Source organism: Sunxiuqinia sp. sy24 (genome assembly GCF_052677165.1).
Genome location: NZ_JBQYLH010000003.1, coordinates 32,550 through 52,671 on the forward strand (window position 1 = coordinate 32,550; position 20,122 = coordinate 52,671).

The window sequence follows — 20,122 nt, forward strand, 5'->3', positions numbered from 1 at the left end:
ATTCCAAGTTTTAAATTCCAAATTCCGTGTATTGAATCCCCCAAACGAGATCCTCATCCTGAATCTATTTCAGAGTCCTTCTGTGTAACCATTTCAAGTCAAAAGATTCCGAAAACGGGTTCAGAATAACTTTCCTTACGCTAGTCTACTTCGGTCTGACCTGCCCGTCACCTACAATGATATACTTGTAGCTGGTTAGCTCTTCTAAAGCCATCGGGCCGCGGGCGTGCAATTTCTGGGTCGAAATACCAATCTCGGCTCCCAAACCAAACTGCGCCCCATCGGTAAAAGCGGTCGACACATTGCAATAAACCGATGAAGCATCGACCATTTTACGGAATAAATCCAGCCGTTCTTCATTTTCTGAAACAATAGCTTCGCTATGTTTCGAGCTATAGGCAGCGATGTGATCCAAGGCATCAAGAAAAGTCGGAACCGTTTTGACCGACATTTTATAATCTAAAAACTCAGTTCCAAAAGACTCTTCCGTGGCTTTTTCCAACAGGTCGGCCGGATAATTTCCTTCGAGTGCAGCATAGGCTTTTTCGTCGGCATAAACCACGACATGGCTTTTTGGTAAGTCGGCACAAAGCTGAGGTAAATCAGCCAGCCGGCTTTCATGCACCAGCAGGCAGTCCAGCGCGTTGCAAACACTTGGTCGACGGGTTTTCGCATTCTCTACAATGGCTTGACCTTTATCAGTATCGCCATATTCATCAAAATAGGTATGGCAAATACCGGCACCGGTTTCAATCACCGGGATGGTAGCATTCTCGCGCACATAGTTGATCAAGCCCTGCGAACCGCGAGGAATAATCAGATCAACATAGCCTTGTGCATTCAAAATCTCAGCCGTTGCAGCGCGGTCGGCCGGCAAAAGCGCCAGCACATGTTCATCCACTCCATGCATATCCAGCACCGCATGAATGACCTTCACAATAGCAGTGTTGGAGTCAATCGCATCGCTTCCGCCTTTCAAAACGCAGGCATTTCCTGATTTCAAACAAAGCGAAAATACGTCAAAGGTAACATTGGGCCGGGCTTCGTAAATTATGCCAATCACCCCAAAAGCAACCGATACTTTTGTAATCTGCATCCCGTTTGGACGAGTTGTTTCGCTTAAAATACGCCCTAAAGGCGAAGGCAGGGAAGCCACATTCCGAATGTCATCAGCAATGCCCTGAATCCGTTCAGGCGTAAGCTTCAACCGGTCGAATTTAGAATCAGCCGGATCCATCCGGCTCAAATCTTTTTGGTTTTCCACAAGAATAGCCTCCGTATTTTCAACGGCTGCTTCAGCAAGATCAAGCAAAATCTCATTGATCTTATCTCCGCCCAGCAAGGCTAAGCTCCTGCTGGCTTTCAGTGTTAATTCCAATTGTTTTTTTACCTCCATGGTTCCTCCTGTTTCTATTAAAAGTCCCCTTCCCTGGGGGAGGAAGGGGACAACTCAGAATATCTTGTTGAAGTCAACAAAAAAGGGGATTCTTAAGATAAGGGTATAACTAATTATCCTGAGCCTTTTTATTGTTCTATTATTAATCTTCACTTAAATACAAATAATCGTAATGAACAACCGGTTTTTGTTTGGGGCTTTCGCCTTCGGCTTTCACTTTATCCGCCGAATATTGCGATTTCCCCCAGCCAACCAGCTGACCTTTTTCATCTATAATCTTGACAATGTCGCCCCGCTTAAAGAGCCCTTTCACTTCGATCACCCCAATGGGCAACAAGCTCGTGGCTTTAGCCGAATTCAACGCATCTTTAGCGCCTTGGTTAATCACCAGCTCGCCTTTGGCAAAGCTGTGCGAATAAGCGATCCACTTTTTCACATTTGATGACTTGCGTTTATCAGCTGTGAACCAGGTATGCTTTACCATCCGGTCCTTGCTCAAAATATCGGTCAGAATATGGTCTCGCGTTCCGTTGGCAATGTGAACAGCAATTCCTTCTTTAGCCGTCTTACGGGCAATGGAACTTTTCGTTAACATACCTCCGCGTCCAAAGCCCGACTTCTGGGTTAAAATATTCTTCATCCAATCCCGGTCTTTCGAGCTAATCTCCTCAATAATATTGGATTCAGGTGACTTAGGATCCCCATCATAAATGCCATCAATATTACTAAGAATAATCAGTGCTTCCGAGTTCTGCATTGCGGCAATCAAGCCCGACAACTCATCATTATCGGTAAACATTAACTCGGTAACCGAAATGGTATCATTTTCATTGACCACCGGCACCACCCCATTCTCGAGCAAAGTGGTAAAGCAGTTTTTCATGTTCAGGTAATGATTCCGATCGCCAAAATTATCTTTGGTAGTCAACACCTGCGCACAAGTAATATCATGCTTATTGAAAAAAGCGGCGTATTGATTAATCATCTTCACCTGTCCAATAGCCGACCACAACTGACGCGATGAAACCGTGTCCAATTTCTTAGTCAGCTTCATTTCATTGCGGCCTGCAGCGACAGCACCGGAAGAAACCAAAATCACTTCGACTCCTTTTTTGTGAAGCAAAGCAATCTGATCAACCAAATGCTCCATTCGGGCAACATTCAATGTTCCATCAGACTTCGTTAGAACGTTACTACCTACTTTTATGGTAATTTTCTTATAGTTGAAACTCATGCTCTCCGGTCTCTATCCGCGTTCAACTTTATTAAATGAAGCGATAAGCCCCTGGATCACCGAGGAGCTAAACCCTTGATGTTCCATCTCGTTAATTCCAGTAATGGTAATTCCTCTTGGCGTGGTCACTTTATCAATTTCCCGTTCTGGATGATGACCAGTATTCATAATCAACTGAACAGCACCTTTTACCGTTTGAGCCGTGATAAACTGAGCCATTTCAGCGTTAAATCCCATTTCGATGCCCCCTTGCATGGCTGCACGCACATAGCGTAAAGCGAAAGCAGTACCACAGGAAGCCAACACCGTTGCCGCAGCCATCATCTCTTCGTTGATCACCACAGTAGAACCTAACTGGTCGAACAACTCCTTGACAGTATCGAGATCACCTTCTGAATTTCCATTGCCTGAAATACAAGTCATCGATTCTTGCAAGGAAATAGCCGTATTGGGCATTACGCGAAAAATCTTGGACTCGGTTCCAATCATCTCGCCCAGTTCAGCCAAGCTTACGCCCGCTGCAATTGACACAATTATTTTATCGAGTGTTAAAGCTGGTTTTACCCCGTTGATCACTTTCTCAATATGATACGGTTTGACAGCAAAAATAACCACATCGGCTGTTTTTACGGCTTCCAGATTATCCTGAAACGTATTCACTCCACGAGCTACAAAGCCCTCTAAAACGCCTTTTCGGGGATCGGCGATGGTAATCGCAGAGGGTTCAACATAGCCCGACTTCAGCAAGCCATTAGCTATTGCTCCACCCATATTTCCAGCGCCAATTATGGTAATTTTTCCAACTTTCATTTTGTTCTCTTTTTAGTTTGAATGAACTGCCAGCTCATTCAATACTTTTTCAAATTTCTCGATAAAATAAGCCGCTTGTTCCATTGTTAAACTTAACGGCGGTAGCAATCGAATAATATGTGCTCCGGATACGCCGGTAAATATTTTCTCTTCGAACAACAACTTCTGACGGATCGGTTTCACTTCTTGATCAAACTCAATACCAATCATCAGGCCTTCTCCCCGTACTTCTTTAATTCCGGAAATAGCTGCTAGCTTTTCAAGCAAGAAGTTTCCAACTTGCTCCGCATTAGCTACCAGCTGTTCTTCTTCCATAATATCCAGCACCGCTATACCGGCAGCACAGGCCAAGTAGTTGCCACCGAAGGTTGTTCCCAACATGCCATGCCAAGGCTTCAGTTCGGGACTGATAAGCACTCCGCCAATTGGAAATCCATTACCCATGCCTTTGGCCATCGTAATGATGTCAGGCTGAACAGAGGTGTATTGAAAAGCAAAGAACTTTCCACTTCGACCATAGCCTGACTGGATTTCATCCAGAACAAGCAAGGTATCGTACTGTTTACACAACTTGCTTAATTCTTCAAGGAAAGCTGAATCCGGAATATGAATGCCTCCAATTCCCTGAATTCCTTCCACAATAACCGCAGCAACATCTTCTGCTTTCAAATGCTGCTCAACAGCTGCAATTTCATTTAGCGGTAAAATTACAGCATGTTCTGTTTCATTTATTGGAGCAATAATTTTCGGATTATCAGTAATGGCCACTGCAGCCGAAGTTCGCCCGTGAAAGCCCTTTTTAAAGCTAATCACTTTTTTGCGCCCGGTTGTAAACGACGCCAGTTTCAAGGCATTTTCATTGGCCTCAGCTCCCGAATTACACAAAAACAGCTGGTAGTCAACGTATCCGGAAAGCTGCCCTAGTTTGGAAGCCAAATCCTGTTGCTGAGGAATCTTCACCGAGTTACTGTAAAATCCAATTTGTTGCAACTGCTCACTAATCTGAGCAACATATTTGGGATGGCTGTGTCCCACCGAAATAACAGCATGTCCACCATATAAATCCAGATACCGGTTGCCGGCATCGTCCCACACGTAGCATCCTTCGGCTTTCACCGGAGTAATGTCAAACAAGGGATATACGTCGAATAAACTCATACTAAATCAATTAAAATGACACCGGTTTTAAATGCAAGCCTGCTTTTTCTTCTAAGCCAAACATCAGGTTCATATTCTGAACAGCTTGTCCGGAAGCCCCTTTCAATAGGTTATCCGTCACACTTAAAATCAATAATTTCCGGCCATGTTTCTCCAAATGAAGTACCGCCTTATTGGTATTCACCACCTGTTTTACGTCCGGATTTTCGCCCGTAACAAAAACAAAAGGATGTTCTGCATAATAATCTTCATAAAGTTTGATTGCCTCTTCAAGGCTTCCGTCAAAATCGGTATATACCGACGCAAAAATACCACGCGTATGATTTCCACGAACAGGTACAAAGTTGATGTCAAAATCGAAAGCCCCTTGCAACTGCTTAAAGCTTTGGCGAATCTCGCCCAGGTGCTGGTGCTGAAAAGCTTTATACACCGAAACATTGCTGTTGCGCCAGCTAAAATGCGAAGTGCCGCTTGGTGCCTGCCCTGCCCCGGTTGATCCGGTTATAGCATGTACATGGATTTCATCTTTTACTAAACCTGCCGCCGTCAGTGGCAATACCGCCAGCTGAATGCCAGTGGCAAAACAGCCTGGATTGGCAATGTGATTAGAGCTACGAATAGCTTCCCGGTTGATTTCGGGTAAACCATAAACGAAGTCATTTCCCTCGGCTTTTAAGCGGTAGTCGTGACTCAGATCAATGACCTTAAGCGATTCCGGCAACGAATTAGCTTCAACAAATGCTTTTGATTTTCCATGACCCATGCACAGAAAGATAACGTCAACCTTATCGAAATCGGGTTCAGTAACAAACTGCAAGTCTGTTTCGCCCAACAAGTCGCGGTGAACATTAGTTACCGGGTTTCCGGCATTGCTACTACTTTGTACAAAAGCGATTTTCGCTTCCGGATGGTTCAACAAGATCCGGATCAACTCTCCTGCAGTATATCCTGCTCCTCCTATTATTCCTACGTGAATCATGTTTCGCTCCTGCTTAGTATTTTTTATTAACTGAATTGTATATTTTCAGTGAAGTGCCTAAAATTTTGGTGAACCCTTTAACATCTTCACTGGTCCAGGCTTTATTCATCTCACCGTACTCGCCGAAGTCTGATTTCATCAAATCGTTTTCCGACTCAATTCCAACCAAAACGAAGTGATAAGGCTTCAATTTCACAATCACTTTTCCGGTAACTGTTTCTTGTGTATTCTCCAGGAATTTCTCGATATCGCGCATCACCGGATCCAGGTAAAGCGATTCGTGTAAAAACATGCCATACCAGTTCGACAACTGCTCTTTCCAGTACATTTGCCATTTGGTGAGTGTATGCTTTTCAAGCATTTGGTGAGCCTTAATAATCAGCATGGGGGCAGCCGCCTCGAAACCAACACGTCCTTTGATACCAATAATGGTATCTCCAATATGCATGTCGCGACCGATGGCATAAGGAGCAGCCAAGGCTTCCAAGGCACGGATAGCATCGACTGTGTTAAAATATTTTTTACCATCAACGCCTTTCAGCTCGCCTTCCACAAATTCAAGTGAAATATCTTTCTCATCCTTCGCTGTCAACGGAGACGGATAAGCTTCCTCAGGCAAGGTTTTATCTGAAGTCAGTGTTTCTTTTCCACCGATACTGGTTCCCCACAAGCCTTTATTAATGGAATAAGCCATTTTAGACCAATCAGCTTCTACACCGTGTTTTTTCAGGTAGTCAATCTCTTCCTGACGACTGAGTTGCAGGTCGCGCGTGGGAGTCAGAATCTCAATATCTGGGGCCAATACTTCGAAGGTAAGATCGAAGCGTACCTGGTCGTTTCCGGCGCCGGTGCTACCGTGTGCTACGTATTTAGCTCCAATTTTCTTGGCATATTCAATGATGGCAATCGCCTGAAAAACCCGCTCAGAACTAACAGAAATCGGATAAGTATTATTCCGGAGGACATTGCCGTAAACCATGTAACGGATACACTTATCGTAATAGGTATCGGTTACATCCAGCGCTACGTGCTTAGCAGAGCCCAACTCGTAAGCTTTCCTTTCAATATCATCCAGCTCTTCGTTGCCAAAACCACCGGTATTAGCAAGCGCTGTATAAACTTCAAGATTTTTCTCCACTGATAAATACTTCGCGCAGAATGAAGTATCCAAACCTCCGCTGTATGCTAATACTACTTTTTCTTTCATTTGATTTGTTTTTTATAAAAGTGACGACACCAACTCAGCATTTTTACTGAAAACGTACAACTTTATTAAGCTTATCTCCCTAAACGGTCATGCTATTCTTAGTATTTAACTCCTTCCAAGCTCCGGGATCATTTAACGAAAATTGATCTTAAAATGATTGCCGAACAGTACGATCACTTATGTTTTGTATTATTTTTTTAAATAGATTAACTCCTGAATCTTTACCCTTTGAATGGGCTTTGGGTTTCAATTTACCAATGATTTCCATCAAAGATAATTTTTTTGACTTTTCTACCTTCATCATCTTCTTCTCTTCCCATATCGGATCGAAAAGCATTCCAGTACACAAACATTTTGACCGCCCGGTGCGCGAAAGAATGTCATAATTCACACAACTCTGGCATCCTTTCCAGAAATCCTCATCATCAGTCAGTTCCGAAAAGGTAACCGGACGATAGCCCAACTCATGGTTAATTTTCATAACGGCCAAGCCCGTGGTCAAACCAAATATTTTAGCCTTTGGAAATTTGATCCGCGACAATTCAAACGCTTTCCGCTTAATCTCCCTTGCCAACCCAATTCCCCGGTAATCGCGAACCACAATCAAGCCCGAGTTGGCCACAAAACGATTGTGTCCCCACGATTCTATATAACAAAAACCGGCAAAAGTTGTGCCTTCTAAAGCAATAATAGCTTTGCCCTCCACAATCTTCTTGGTAATATACTCGTCTGAGCGACGGGCAATTCCGGTTCCTCTCTCCTTGGATGCCAAATCAATGCTATCATTAATCTGAACAACATAGTCCAAGTGTGCAACATTCGCTGCAAAAACTTTAATATCCTTAATGTTTTTCATTTAGTCAAATCCTATCCATCTATCCAATTTTGTCTTCTAATTTTGGCATTACCAAAATCAAGCTATTGATTAAATCACTGGAAGTCACCCCTTCTCTCATTACCAGTAAAATCGTGTCATCTCCAGCAATACTTCCTATAATTTCATACGGATCAGCCGTATCCAATACAGCAGCTAAACTGCTGGCATAGCCCGGACGTGTTCTTAACACCGCCAGATTGCCCGAAAACCGCAAATCACGAAAACCATCAGCCAAAAAGTTCTCCCGGGTATTTTCATATGGGGCTTCTACATTCACTCCTTCCGGAATAACATAGACATATCCCTTATTGGAATGAGGAACCTTGGCTACCTTCAAAATTTTCAAATCGCGTGACAAGGTCGCCTGGGTCAATTCAAATCCTTCTTCCTTCAAATGCCCCAACAACTCCTCTTGACTACTAATTTCTATTGCTGTAATTATTTTCTTGATAGCCAATTGTCTTTTCGTACGAGTTTTCATTTCCGTATATATATTCAATTACATTGCAAAATTATGCATTTTTTACGAAAATCAAATTTTAATTCCAGAATTATTTCTATTTTTGTAGCCGAAACGTTCACCTAAAAACATTTTGTCACGATGAACGTATTCGAAGTATTACGATATGACGGTGAAGAAAAAAACAATATTTAAAGAAAATAAGCACAATGCGTTTGCCCTACCTTTGGTAGTCAGACGCATTTTTTTTAATCTATAAGCGATTATTATAATGACAAAGGCAAAGAAAGTCAGTTTGGTTTTAGAAGATGGGACCAGGTTTGAAGGAAAATCTTTCGGATATGATCAATCCATTGCCGGCGAAGTGGTTTTTTATACCGCTATGACCGGATACCCGGAAAGTTTAACAGATCCTTCATATACCGGTCAGATTTTGGTTTCGACCTATCCGATGATTGGAAATTACGGTGTTCCAACGGATCTTTCGGACGAGGGAGTGCATGCTCACTACGAGTCACACAAAATGCATATCAGCGGATTGATTATTTCGGATTACTCTTCCGAATATAGTCACTGGAATGCCACCAAAAGCCTCGGAGATTGGTTAAAAGAATCAAAAGTTCCCGGCTTGTATGGTATTGATACACGAGCACTAACGAAAGTGTTACGAGTGAAAGGATCGATGTTAGGAAAAATTGAGTTTGAAGATGAGCCAATTGATTTTTACGATCCAAACAAAGAAAATCTGGTGGCTGTTGCCAGTATTAAGGAAAAGGAAGTTTACGGCAATGGAGAACACAAAGTTGTTTTAATTGACTGCGGCGTTAAGAACAACATTATCCGCTGCCTGCTTAAACGCAATACAACCGTCATTCGTGTTCCCTGGGATTACGATTTCTCGGATGAAGAATACGACGGAGTTTTCATGTCGAATGGTCCGGGCGATCCTGCCCGCTGTGACAAAACAGTTAAAATTATTAAAAAAGTGATGGCGACAGAAAAACCCATCATGGGTATTTGCCTTGGGAACCAACTACTGGCTCGTGCTGCCGGAGCTGATACCTTCAAACTAAAATTCGGTCATCGCAGTCACAACCAACCAGTTTTGCTGACAGGAACTGACCGCTGTTTCATCACATCGCAAAACCACGGTTATGTCATTGACCCCACCACCCTTCCTGCTGACTGGGAGGCCTTGTTTGTCAATGTGAATGATAAGACCAACGAAGGCATCCGTCACAAAACAAAGCCATTCTTCTCAACTCAATTCCACCCGGAAGCTTCCAGTGGTCCGGTTGATACAGAATATTTGTTTGATGAGTTCATTCAAAATATTGTTGAATTTAAGCAGAAAGCCTAATTTTTATAACACAGCTTCAAATGAGTAACCAAATAAATAAAAATATAAAAAAAGCAATCGTCCTGGGTTCAGGTGCACTGAAAATTGGCGAAGCCGGCGAGTTTGACTACTCCGGTTCACAAGCACTGAAAGCCCTGAAAGAAGAAGGCGTTGAAACCGTATTGATCAACCCGAACATTGCTACGATCCAGACTTCACAGGAAATAGCCGATAAAATCTATTTTTTGCCGGTCACTGCTTTCTTTGTCGAGCAAGTAATCAAAAAAGAAAATCCGGATGGCATCCTGCTGGCCTTTGGAGGTCAGACTGCCCTGAACTGTGGCGTGGAATTGTTTGAAAAAGGAATTCTTGAAAAATACAACATCCAAGTCGTCGGAACTCCTGTTCAATCGATTATTGATACCGAAGACCGACAAATCTTTTCGGGGAAACTGGCCGAAATTGATGTGTTTACTCCACGCAGTATCGCCTGTACCAACATGGCTGAAACGCAGGAAGCAGCCAACAAACTAGGCTACCCAATTATTATCCGGGCGGCTTACACCTTGGGTGGTTTGGGAAGCGGATTCTGCAAAAATGACCAGGAGCTCAAAGACCTGGCTTCAAGTGCCTTCTCGTACTCGCCACAAGTTTTGGTTGAAGAATCGCTGAAAGGATGGAAAGAAGTTGAGTATGAAGTGGTGCGTGACCAATACGACAACTGTATTACGGTGTGTAACATGGAAAACTTCGATCCGCTGGGTATTCATACCGGCGAGAGTATTGTTGTTGCTCCATCGCAAACATTATCCAACCGAGAATACCACAAGCTGCGCGCCATCTCCATCAAGATTATTCGCCACATCGGCGTTATTGGTGAATGTAACGTTCAGTTTGCCCTCGACCCTTATTCCGAAGATTATCGGGTAATTGAAGTTAACGCTCGACTTTCCCGTTCATCGGCACTCGCATCAAAAGCAACAGGCTATCCGCTAGCCTTTGTAGCCGCCAAACTAGGGCTGGGCTATGGCTTGCACGAACTAAGCAACTCAGTAACCAAAGTTACCACAGCTTGCTTTGAGCCAGCATTAGACTACGTTGTATGTAAAATTCCACGCTGGGATTTGAACAAGTTTAGCGGTGTTTCCAAAAACCTGGGTAGCTCTATGAAATCTGTTGGTGAAATCATGTCCATCGGACGAAGCTTTGAAGAAGCCATTCAGAAAGGAATCCGGATGGTTGGCATCGGCATGCACGGCTTTGTTGCCAACAAAGACGAAATCACCATTGAGCAGATTGACGAAGAGTTGACTAACCCAACTGATCGACGGATTTTTGCCATCGCTGCGGCCTTTGCTCAAGGATATACCATTGAAGCTATTCACGAGAAAACGAAAATCGATCGCTGGTTTTTACAGAAGCTACACAAGATTCATAAACTGAATGAAGAACTCAAAATAGTCAACAGCTTACAAGAGCTTGACAATGAACTCTTACTTCAAGTAAAACAATCCGGCTTCTCCGATTTTCAGATTGCGCGTTTGGTGCTGGATGCTCCAAACAATGAGATGAATGCCAAGCTGATTGAAGTCCGGGAACATCGTAAAGCCAATAACATTTTGCCGGTTGTGAAGCAGATTGACACACTGGCTGGAGAATATCCGGCACAGACCAACTATCTGTACATGACTTACAATGGTACGGAACACGACATTGATTTCCCAAAAGATAACAACTCGGTGATCGTTCTGGGATCAGGCGCTTATCGTATTGGTAGTTCGGTAGAGTTTGACTGGTGTTCGGTGAATGCCATTAACACGATCCGCAAGGAAGGCTACCGCTCCATCATGATCAACTACAACCCGGAAACGGTGAGTACCGATTACGACACCTGTGATCGCTTGTTCTTTGACGAACTAACATTTGAGCGTGTAATGGATGTGATCGACCTGGAAAGTCCTAAGGGAGTGATTCTTTCCGTAGGCGGACAGATTCCTAACAACTTGGCCATGAAACTGGCAGGGCAAGAGGTCCCAATTTTGGGAACTTCAGCTGTAAAGATTGACAATGCCGAAGACCGCAAGAAATTCAGCTCACTGCTCGATGATCTGGGAGTCGACCAGCCTCGCTGGAACGAGTTGACTAGCATTGACGACATCTATAAGTTTGTGGAAGAAGTGGGTTATCCGCTGCTTATCCGTCCTTCTTATGTCCTTTCAGGTGCTGCTATGAATGTGGTTTCAAACCAAGAGCAATTGGAGCATTTCCTGCAACTGGCAGCCGATGTATCGAAAGAACACCCCGTGGTTGTTTCTGAATTTATTGAACTGGCCAAGGAGATTGAGATTGACGCTGTTGCCGACAAAGGTGAAATGGTTGCCTATGCGATTTCGGAACACGTTGAGTTTGCCGGGGTCCACTCCGGTGATGCCACCATCGTTTTCCCTCCGCAAAAATTGTATGTGGAAACTATTCGCCGGGTGAAGAAAATTTCGCGCGAGATTGCTAAAGCACTGGATATTTCAGGGCCTTTCAACATGCAGTTTCTGGCTAAAGACAACGATATAAAAGTAATCGAATGTAACTTGCGGGCTTCCCGTAGTTTCCCATTCGTATCGAAAGTCATGAAAATCAACCTGATTGAAATCGCAACTCAGGTCATGTTGGGAGTTCCTTATCAGAAACCCGATAAATCGCTGTTTGAACTGGAATACGTTGGTGTGAAAGCACCACAATTCTCGTTTGCCCGCTTGTTGAATGCCGACCCGGTTTTGGGTGTCGACATGTCTTCGACTGGAGAAGTAGCCTGCATTGGCGAAAACTTCTACGAAGCGATTCTAAAATCAATGCTGTCGGTTGGATACAATTTCCCGAAAAAGAATATCCTGATTTCTTCCGGACCGGCCCGCTCGAAGCTGGAAATGCTGAACAGCGCCCGTATGTTAGTTGAACATGGCTACAATGTTTTTGCCACCGAAGGGACACACCGTTTCCTACGCGAAAACAAAGTGGAATCAACCATGCTACACTGGCCCGATGAGGAAGATCAACAACCCAACACCATTGAATATCTTCGGGAGAAGAAAATTGACTTGGTGGTCAATATCCCCAAGAACTATACGAAACGTGAATTGAGCAACGGCTACAAGATCCGCCGGAACTCCATTGACTACAACGTGCCGTTGATTACCAACGCTCGTGTTGCCAGTGCTTTCATTTATGCCTTTTGCAAGCATAATCCGGAAGATATCACCATCAAACACTGGGGAGAATACAAATAGATAATCCTTAATTTCGATAAAAAGCCGGTTCAAATTGTATTGAACCGGCTTTTCTTATTCATTATCGGCTGGCTAATTCCTTCCTCTTCCGATCCGTTAATTTCGCGTTATTCCTTCAAATCAATTACGACGAAACAAAAGCTACCTCTAAAAATTACAAAGAAGAATAAAAAAATCCCCACACCTCGAGGGCTGCAGGGATCTGTATCGTTTTAAAACAATCTTTAATCCAATTTATGAATAACCAATCCGGAACGCAACTTAGGCTCAAACCAAGTCGTTTTGGGAGGCATAATATTGCCACTATCCGCAATATCAATCAACTGCTGCATAGATACCGGATACAAAGCAAAAGCGACCTTCATTTCTCCACCATCAACCCGCTTTTTAAGCTCACCCAATCCTCGAATTCCTCCAACAAAGTCAATACGTTTGGATGTACGTAGGTCCTGAATATCCAAAATGGGTTCCAACACCTGGCTCGACAAGATCGTTACATCCAGTACACCAATCGGATCTGAATCATCATAAGTCCCAGTTTTGGCAGTCAGTTTGTACCAATTTTCATTCAAGTACATACTCATCTCGTGCAAAGCCGATGGTTTATAAATTTCAGTACCCATTTTTTCCAGGTCAAAACCGACACTCAATTTCTCCAACAGCTGTTCCTCTGTCAAACCGTTCAAGTCTTTCACTACCCGGTTGTAGTCAATAATCTGCAATTGATTATCCGGAAAATGAACCGCCATAAAGAAATTGTACGATTCGTCACCGGTATGCGATGGGTTTTGCGCTTTTTTCTCCAGACCAATACGTGCTGCCGCAGCCGTGCGGTGGTGTCCATCGGCCACATAAGTAGCCGGAACTTGCGTGGCAAACAGCTCTTCAATCTGCTGGTTGACGCCGCTTTCCTGAATAACCCAAAACTGATGTCCAAAACCATCTTCAGCCACAAACTCGTAATCGGCCTCTTTGTTTTTAACAATCGAATCAACAATGGCATCAATCTCAGGAACTGCCTTGTATGAAAAGAAAACCGGCTCAATATTCGCATTGAGGTATCGGGTCAGAATCATCCGATCCTCTTCTTTATCCGGACGGGTGAGTTCATGTTTTTTGATGATGCCATTATGGTAATCATCGCAGGCTGCCGCACCAACAATTCCGTATTGGGTACGTCCATTCATGGTTTGAGCATAAATGTAGTACTTGTCGTTCTCATCCTGTTGCAACCATCCTTTTTGCTGAAACTTCACGAAATTTTCAACCGATTTATTATACACTTCATCCGAGTGAATATCAGTTCCGGCGGGGCAATCTATTTCAGCACGTGTAATGTGCAATAACGAATTTTCTTTGCCCTCAGCCATCCGTGCAGCTTCTTCCGAATTCATGACATCGTAAGGCAAACATGCCAATTCTTCAGCAATCTCACGGGGAGGGCGAAGTCCTTTAAAAGGTTTTATTATAGCCATCTTTAAAAATTTTCAAATTAATTTCGAAGAATATCAATTGACAGCGAATTTACAATTGATATTCCAGTTAGACATAGATAAACCCGAAAAAATCGGGTTCCTTTACTTATTGGTAAGCCAGACCTCAATCATTTTCACAGTCCAAAAAGGTCTGCACCCTCCTTCTTTTATTTCTTATTAACCTGGAACGTATTGTCACCTTTCTCCAGGTAAGCCACAATTTGTTCGGCAGCTGCTACCCCTGCATTCAGATTCGCTTCGGCAGTTTGAGCTCCCATCTTTTTAGGGCTGAAAAAATAACGCCCTTCAAATTCAGCGTTGAACTTGTCGGCACAATCCGGCGCAATGTCCGAAAGGTATTTCACATCCTTCCGACTGGCCATAAACTCACAAAGATCATCTTCATTTATCACTTCTTTCCGGGCCGTATTGATGATCAGCGCATTGGATTTCAGATGTTGCAACACGTCTTTACTCACAGACTTAATGTGCTCACCACGAGCAGGAACATGAATGGAAACAATATCGGAAGCAGCATACAATTCCTCCAATGAGCTGGTTACTTCCAGTCCTTCGGACGAAGCCTGAGCCTTGCTGTAACGCGTAAATACTTTCACAGTCATTCCCAGTCCACGGGCAATGCGGTGAACATTACGGGCAACGTAACCATAGCCATGCAAGCCTAGCGTACGACCACGTAACTCACCACCCGATGTACCATTAAAAAAATTACGGATTCCATAGATGGCCAGGCCAATGGCCAATTCGGCTACGGCATTGGAGTTCTGCCCAGGAGTGTTCATCACACAAATGCCCTTCTCTTTAGCATAGGCTGTATCCACATTGTCATAGCCAGCACCAGCACGAACGACGATTTTCAACTCAGGGGCGGCATCCAACACTTGCTGGTCAACTTTATCACTTCGTACAATCAACGCTTGCGCATCACGAACTGCGCCCAGAAGGGCTTGCTTGCCGGTGTAGTTTTCCAACAATTGAACCTGATAACCTACCTGTTGACAGACTTCACTGATCTGCGCAACCGCTGCCGGGGCAAACGGTTTTTCGGTTGCAATTAATACTTTTGTCATTTTATTCAATTTTTAAGGTTAAAATAAAATGTCATTGCAAGCCAAATCGAAGCAATCCAATGATTGCTTTAGCCGTACCTCATGCTTTAAATGACTTTGAAAAGATGGAAGGCAAACGACTGTTCACCTTCCTATTTTTTAAAGAACTATTTTACATGTTTTTTTTCGAATGCCTGCATTGCATCGATTAATGCCTGGATGCTTTCTGTTGGCATGGCATTGTAGATTGAAGCCCGGAAACCACCTACTGAACGGTGTCCTTTAATTCCAGACATACCCAGCGAAGTGGCAAAGTCGAAGAATTCCTTTTCCAACGCTTCGTAACCATCATTCATGATGAAACAAACATTCATTAACGAGCGATCTTCTTTATTCAACACGGTTCCTTTAAATACCGGGTTGCGGTCAATCTCATCATAAAGAAGTGCCGCTTTTTCTTCATTAATTTTCTCCATTGCAGCAATGCCACCATTTTCCTTCAACCATTTCAGGGTTTGCAAAGCGGCATAAACAGGCACTACTGGTGGTGTATTAAACATAGAGCCACCATCAATATGTGTTTGGTAGTTCAGCATGGTTGGAATCGGGCGGTCCACTTTTCCGAGTAAGTCATTTTTAATAATGACAAAAGCGACACCTGCCGGAGCCAGGTTCTTCTGGGCACCACCGTAAATGATTCCATATTTTGAAACGTCGATCTGGCGAGAAAAAATGTCTGAAGACATATCGCATACAACCGGAATATCCAAATCAAAGTCCTTGCGAATTTGAGTTCCGTAGATCGTATTGTTTGATGTGAAGTGGAAGTAATCTGCATCAGCAGGAATTTCAAAGTCCTTAGGGATGTAATTGTAAACCGTGTCTTTTGAAGAAGCCACTTCAACCACCTCACCAAAGAATTTTGCCTCTTTGATTGCTTTGGCTGACCAAGCACCTGTATTCAAATAAGCTGACTTGCTATTCATCAGGTTGTAAGGCACCATGCAAAACTGCAATGAAGCACCACCTCCAAGGAACAATACTGAATAGTCTTCAGGAATATTCAGTAGTTCACGAAACAAAGACTGAGCTTCATCCATAACGGCAACAAACTCTTTTCCACGATGTGATACTTCCATCACAGAAAGGCCAGTGCCCGCAAAATCTTTAATGGCTTCAGCTGTCTTCTCAATAGTAAATTGTGGTAAAATTGAAGGTCCGGCTGAAAAATTATGCTTCTTCATATTGGGTATATTTTTAAAAGGGTTAAAATTATTTCTGAGTCAAAATTAAGTATTCATTCAAATTAACGTAAAAATATTCTGCTGATATCTGAGAAAAATCAGTCAACTTCACTCGCCCATAAGTTATAAAACAGCAATTTACAGGCGACTCACTCATGGCTGAAATTACACAAAAAATTGCTTACTCGCCGTTTATCACCTTGCTTTTAGCCTGCAACACGCCATCCGCGTAATACGGAATCAGTTCGGTAAAATCAAGCTGGTGGCAAAAACCAATACAATCGTCGAGGCCTTTGGAGGCTAAACGCCCTTTCTGCGCAGCTTTCTGACTGTATTTATCCAAATTAGTTTTTGCCAGCGACCACAGATCCAAAGAAGCGGTCACGGCATCACAAATCGTTTCGTACTTATCTGAAGCTAACAGAAGCTCGGCCAAAGCGCCGGCACAAACGGTGTCTTCCAGGCTAAAGCGGTCTTTCCACGAAGCACAAAAAATGAGCACCGGTGCGTCCTGCCCAATCAGGTATTCAGCTAAGGCCGAAAGGTTCAAAAAAGAGCCGATCACCACTTCGCGCGAATGACTGGCCATATGAATACAGCGGGTGCCATTGGTTGTGGAATACACAATTTCTTTGCCTGCCACCTTTTCGGCAGTGAAGTTAAAGGGAGAATTGCCAAAGTCAGCAAAATCCAACACATAACCATCACGCTCCGAAGCCACCGTATAGCCCGCTTCCTTCTTTTGACGGGCTTCTTCTACTGTTGCCACCGGAATCAAACACTTGACACCATTCGCAAAGGCCGTACAGATGGATGAGGTAGCACGCAGCACATCAATCACCACCACGATATTTTCGTCTTTGGCATGTTTATCGTAAATCGCAGGAGTTAAGCAAACTTCCAGCGAGCGTTTTTTCGTATTCATCATGTCAATAAGGGTTCGAAGAGCAAAGATAAAGGTCTATTTATAATAATTCAGAATTAAACTCAACAATTCCATGAAATTGTCTAATTGTTAATTTTCTACTTATTCTACTGTCAATTCAAAAGCTACAGTCCCCTTTTTAATGATTACTGTAGCTTATACGGCTAAGCAGAATTGATTAATAGCTTTGCAGAATAATTCTGCAGACACATTTCAGTATTCTGCATAAATTTTATTATCCACGGGCACAGTGCCTTCGGGAAACAAAAAAACCTACTGGAATTCAGCAGGTTTAAACATTAGCAACATGTAAGTCAATCCCTTTACTGAAGACTCACAAAAGGTACTTTTACCACCTTTGCTTTTAATAATTTAGTCCGAACTTTTACATAAATTTCGGTCCCGAATGCTGAATATTCTTTCGCGACGTAGCCCATTCCAATGCCTTTATTCAGCATCGGTGATTGAGTTCCCGAAGTCACGACACCAATAGATAAACCGTTTTTATCGGTCAATTCATAGCCGTGCCTCGGAATTCCGCGATCAACCATTTCAAAACCTCTTAGTTTGCGTTCAACGCCTTCCGTTTTTTCAACCGACAGTAATTCTTTATCGATAAACTCATTGTCGCTGTTAAATTTGGTAATCCACCCTAAACCGGCTTCAATGGGGGAAGTTGTGTCGTCAATATCATTACCATACAAACAAAATCCCATTTCCAGGCGCAACGTATCGCGCGCACCTAACCCAATAGACTTGATTCCAAACTCCTCACCGGCTTCAAAAATAGCGTTGTAAACGGTTTCCGCGTCTGCATTGTCAACATACAATTCAAAACCACCCGATCCGGTATAGCCGGTTGCCGAGATAATAACTTCTTCTACTCCTGCAAATTCATCCGTTACAAAGGTGTAGAAAGGAATATCGCTCAGGTTTACCTTGGTCAGTTTCTGCAATACGTCAATCGCTTTAGGCCCCTGAATAGCCAGCAGACTGATGCGGTCAGAAGCATTCTCCATTTCGGCTCCCTCCTGATTTTGAGCAACAATCCAATTCCAGTCTTTCTCAATATTGGACGCATTCACAACCAGCAGGTATTTCTCCGGCTCATAATAATAAACCAGCAAATCATCAACAATACCACCCTTCCCGTTAGGGAAACAAGTGTATTGAGCCTGCCCCATCCTAAGTTTTGAAATATCGTTTGTCGTTATTTTCTGAACCAATGCAGCGGCTTTAGGCCCTTTCACCCAAAACTCGCCCATATGAGAAACATCAAATACACCAACACTGTTTCTTACCGTCAAGTGTTCATCCTTAATTCCACTGAACTCAACAGGCATTTCATAGCCTGCAAATTCAACCATCTTACCTCCTGCTTGCTTATGGAGTTGATTAAAGGCTGTTTTTTTCATCTTTTCTTATTTGAATTGGTAAAAATAGAGCTTATGAACTCGCTTTTTCATGAGGAATATCAGAAAAAAACTGCTGTATAGCAACTATTATATGAAATTACTACCAGATGTTGTATATTTCAAGTTCCACTAATAAAAAATAACTATGAAAACCAAAAGATTGACTAACTTGAGGTATTTGGAAAAAGCAACTGGCGGAGAGGCTAAAGTTATGAAAGAATTCATTCAAATGTACTTCGACCAAATTCCAAAATTTCGTAGAGACTTAAGAAAATACCTCAACAACAAACAATGGGATGAACTGGGAAATCTGGCACGAATGGCTAATTCATCGGTCCTCACATTTGGGATGTTTGACCTGTCTGCTAATCTCAGAAAGCTTCATGCCAAGACCTACAAACAAATTGGGCTCGATTCTTATTCGGGCTATATCGATGAATTTGAAACAGCAACGATGGCTGCAGATATTGAATTACGAGAAGCGCTACGCAGATTCTCTTGAGTTTGCATCTGCTCCTTCCTTCATTATAGCCTTTTTATCTTCATTTGAAGACCACGCATCACTGACTCATAACAGTGATGTTTCATCTCTGATTTTACCTTGTAAAACCGCCAGAATACTATTATCAAAAATTGCACGAACAATCGTTTCGCTCTTTCCAAAAAGCAAGGTCCCATCCCGAAAAAAAAATACAATTAACGCTCACCTTTTAATCCCTAAGTTCCGCCTCTCTAGGGACGATTCGCTAAACTACTAGCTCCCCAAAAAAAAGATGACTAAAGCATAAGAAATTACCTCCAATAAAATCGGTTGGCATAATATGCTAATTTTACCTATTATTGCATCCTTAACTCATGCACAGAACTATGTCTGAAAAAAGATATACGAACTTAGACTATTTAAAAGAGATAACAGGAGGCCAAGATGACATTCTAAAAGAATTCATCACCCTGTTTTTTGACCAACTACCCGAGTTTAAAATTGGATTGCACGAGCATTTAAATCACAAAAGATATAAAGAACTTGGAGAGCTAGCGCACAAAGCTAAATCATCGGTTATGACTTTTGGGATGGAAGATCTGGGAAGGAAGTTGAAGGATCTACAACTCAAAACCCAAAAACTGGAAAATATTGAATCCTATCCGGATTATTTAAGTGAATTTGACCTAGTAATTCGGCATGCCGAACAGGAACTTCAAGAGATTATGGATAAACTATCCTAAAAGAAAGGGGCATTTGGTAAAATGCCCT

General features: G+C 42.9%; 17 protein-coding genes. 4 read left to right on the top strand and 13 right to left on the bottom strand.

Translation table 11 applies throughout. The features are described 5' to 3' along the window. Positions 1-145: 145 nt before the first annotated feature. The 8 genes from ACUNWA_RS03805 to ACUNWA_RS03840 form a co-directional block, all read right to left on the bottom strand. Positions 146-1,396, bottom strand: coding sequence for a glutamate-5-semialdehyde dehydrogenase (locus ACUNWA_RS03805; RefSeq protein ID WP_445590551.1), 1,251 nt, complete (start codon positions 1,394-1,396; stop codon positions 146-148). A 142-nt stretch (positions 1,397-1,538) separates the two neighbouring features. Next, positions 1,539-2,630, bottom strand: a complete 1,092-nt coding sequence (gene proB / locus ACUNWA_RS03810; protein WP_445590552.1) for a glutamate 5-kinase — start codon at positions 2,628-2,630, stop codon at positions 1,539-1,541. 12 nt (positions 2,631-2,642) lie between these two features. Continuing rightward, positions 2,643-3,440, bottom strand: a complete 798-nt coding sequence (gene proC, locus ACUNWA_RS03815; protein WP_445590553.1) for a pyrroline-5-carboxylate reductase — start codon at positions 3,438-3,440, stop codon at positions 2,643-2,645. A 12-nt stretch (positions 3,441-3,452) separates the two neighbouring features. Continuing rightward, entirely contained in the window at positions 3,453-4,598 is a 1,146-nt protein-coding gene (locus ACUNWA_RS03820; RefSeq protein WP_445590554.1) for an aspartate aminotransferase family protein, read from the bottom strand. A gap of 10 nt (positions 4,599-4,608) precedes the next feature. Further along, positions 4,609-5,577, bottom strand: coding sequence for an N-acetyl-gamma-glutamyl-phosphate reductase (gene argC, locus ACUNWA_RS03825; RefSeq protein WP_445590555.1), 969 nt, complete (start codon positions 5,575-5,577; stop codon positions 4,609-4,611). 13 nt (positions 5,578-5,590) lie between these two features. After that, positions 5,591-6,784, bottom strand: coding sequence for an argininosuccinate synthase (locus ACUNWA_RS03830; RefSeq protein ID WP_445590556.1), 1,194 nt, complete (start codon positions 6,782-6,784; stop codon positions 5,591-5,593). A 148-nt stretch (positions 6,785-6,932) separates the two neighbouring features. Then, positions 6,933-7,640 (bottom strand): GNAT family N-acetyltransferase, encoded by a 708-nt coding sequence (locus tag ACUNWA_RS03835; RefSeq protein ID WP_445590557.1) that lies wholly within the window; start codon positions 7,638-7,640, stop codon positions 6,933-6,935. A gap of 19 nt (positions 7,641-7,659) precedes the next feature. Beyond that, positions 7,660-8,142, bottom strand: coding sequence for an arginine repressor (locus tag ACUNWA_RS03840; protein WP_445590558.1), 483 nt, complete (start codon positions 8,140-8,142; stop codon positions 7,660-7,662). A gap of 250 nt (positions 8,143-8,392) precedes the next feature. Between ACUNWA_RS03840 and carA the strand changes: the two genes are divergently transcribed. Beyond that, the gene (carA, locus tag ACUNWA_RS03845; protein ID WP_445590559.1) at positions 8,393-9,481 is read left to right on the top strand and encodes a glutamine-hydrolyzing carbamoyl-phosphate synthase small subunit; all 1,089 of its coding nucleotides are present in this window, start codon (positions 8,393-8,395) and stop codon (positions 9,479-9,481) included. 20 nt (positions 9,482-9,501) lie between these two features. After that, positions 9,502-12,741, top strand: a complete 3,240-nt coding sequence (gene carB, locus ACUNWA_RS03850) for a carbamoyl-phosphate synthase (glutamine-hydrolyzing) large subunit (protein WP_445590560.1) — start codon at positions 9,502-9,504, stop codon at positions 12,739-12,741. A gap of 224 nt (positions 12,742-12,965) precedes the next feature. On the opposite strand, the gene ACUNWA_RS03855 is transcribed toward carB, so the two are convergent. From ACUNWA_RS03855 to gcvT, 5 genes are all read right to left on the bottom strand, one after another. After that, positions 12,966-14,216, bottom strand: coding sequence for a DUF1015 domain-containing protein (locus tag ACUNWA_RS03855; protein ID WP_445590561.1), 1,251 nt, complete (start codon positions 14,214-14,216; stop codon positions 12,966-12,968). A 167-nt stretch (positions 14,217-14,383) separates the two neighbouring features. Further along, positions 14,384-15,307, bottom strand: a complete 924-nt coding sequence (locus ACUNWA_RS03860; protein ID WP_445590562.1) for an NAD(P)-dependent oxidoreductase — start codon at positions 15,305-15,307, stop codon at positions 14,384-14,386. 146 nt (positions 15,308-15,453) lie between these two features. After that, positions 15,454-16,530 carry a 3-phosphoserine/phosphohydroxythreonine transaminase gene (gene serC, locus ACUNWA_RS03865; RefSeq protein ID WP_445590563.1) on the bottom strand — a complete coding sequence of 359 codons (1,077 nt, stop codon included), beginning with the start codon at positions 16,528-16,530 and terminating at the stop codon, positions 15,454-15,456. 181 nt (positions 16,531-16,711) lie between these two features. Further along, complete coding sequence (locus ACUNWA_RS03870; protein WP_445590564.1) at positions 16,712-17,458, bottom strand: 2-phosphosulfolactate phosphatase; 747 nt, start codon at positions 17,456-17,458, stop codon at positions 16,712-16,714. Between the two features lie 320 nt (positions 17,459-17,778). Then, entirely contained in the window at positions 17,779-18,870 is a 1,092-nt protein-coding gene (gcvT, locus tag ACUNWA_RS03875; RefSeq protein WP_445590565.1) for a glycine cleavage system aminomethyltransferase GcvT, read from the bottom strand. Between the two features lie 145 nt (positions 18,871-19,015). Between gcvT and ACUNWA_RS03880 the strand changes: the two genes are divergently transcribed. Together ACUNWA_RS03880 and ACUNWA_RS03885 are read left to right on the top strand one after the other, a co-directional pair. Then, positions 19,016-19,372, top strand: coding sequence for a hypothetical protein (locus ACUNWA_RS03880; RefSeq protein ID WP_445590566.1), 357 nt, complete (start codon positions 19,016-19,018; stop codon positions 19,370-19,372). A 365-nt stretch (positions 19,373-19,737) separates the two neighbouring features. Then, positions 19,738-20,094, top strand: coding sequence for a hypothetical protein (locus ACUNWA_RS03885; protein WP_445590567.1), 357 nt, complete (start codon positions 19,738-19,740; stop codon positions 20,092-20,094). Positions 20,095-20,122: the final 28 nt, after the last annotated feature.

What these genes read in the sequence shown, in the direction of transcription:
- gcvT (WP_445590565.1), bottom strand. Translation starts at nt 18,870, where the DNA reads ATGAAAAAAACAGCCTTTAATCAACTCCATAAGCAAGCAGGAGGTAAG.
- proC (WP_445590553.1), bottom strand. Translation starts at nt 3,440, where the DNA reads ATGAAAGTTGGAAAAATTACCATAATTGGCGCTGGAAATATGGGTGGA.
- ACUNWA_RS03880 (WP_445590566.1), top strand. Translation starts at nt 19,016, where the DNA reads ATGAAAACCAAAAGATTGACTAACTTGAGGTATTTGGAAAAAGCAACT.
- ACUNWA_RS03820 (WP_445590554.1), bottom strand. Translation starts at nt 4,598, where the DNA reads ATGAGTTTATTCGACGTATATCCCTTGTTTGACATTACTCCGGTGAAA.
- serC (WP_445590563.1), bottom strand. Translation starts at nt 16,530, where the DNA reads ATGAAGAAGCATAATTTTTCAGCCGGACCTTCAATTTTACCACAATTT.
- proB (WP_445590552.1), bottom strand. Translation starts at nt 2,630, where the DNA reads ATGAGTTTCAACTATAAGAAAATTACCATAAAAGTAGGTAGTAACGTT.
- ACUNWA_RS03885 (WP_445590567.1), top strand. Translation starts at nt 19,738, where the DNA reads ATGTCTGAAAAAAGATATACGAACTTAGACTATTTAAAAGAGATAACA.
- ACUNWA_RS03805 (WP_445590551.1), bottom strand. Translation starts at nt 1,396, where the DNA reads ATGGAGGTAAAAAAACAATTGGAATTAACACTGAAAGCCAGCAGGAGC.
- ACUNWA_RS03840 (WP_445590558.1), bottom strand. Translation starts at nt 8,142, where the DNA reads ATGAAAACTCGTACGAAAAGACAATTGGCTATCAAGAAAATAATTACA.
- ACUNWA_RS03855 (WP_445590561.1), bottom strand. Translation starts at nt 14,216, where the DNA reads ATGGCTATAATAAAACCTTTTAAAGGACTTCGCCCTCCCCGTGAGATT.
- ACUNWA_RS03835 (WP_445590557.1), bottom strand. Translation starts at nt 7,640, where the DNA reads ATGAAAAACATTAAGGATATTAAAGTTTTTGCAGCGAATGTTGCACAC.
- ACUNWA_RS03860 (WP_445590562.1), bottom strand. Translation starts at nt 15,307, where the DNA reads ATGACAAAAGTATTAATTGCAACCGAAAAACCGTTTGCCCCGGCAGCG.
- ACUNWA_RS03870 (WP_445590564.1), bottom strand. Translation starts at nt 17,458, where the DNA reads ATGATGAATACGAAAAAACGCTCGCTGGAAGTTTGCTTAACTCCTGCG.
- argC (WP_445590555.1), bottom strand. Translation starts at nt 5,577, where the DNA reads ATGATTCACGTAGGAATAATAGGAGGAGCAGGATATACTGCAGGAGAG.
- ACUNWA_RS03830 (WP_445590556.1), bottom strand. Translation starts at nt 6,784, where the DNA reads ATGAAAGAAAAAGTAGTATTAGCATACAGCGGAGGTTTGGATACTTCA.
- carB (WP_445590560.1), top strand. Translation starts at nt 9,502, where the DNA reads ATGAGTAACCAAATAAATAAAAATATAAAAAAAGCAATCGTCCTGGGT.
- carA (WP_445590559.1), top strand. Translation starts at nt 8,393, where the DNA reads ATGACAAAGGCAAAGAAAGTCAGTTTGGTTTTAGAAGATGGGACCAGG.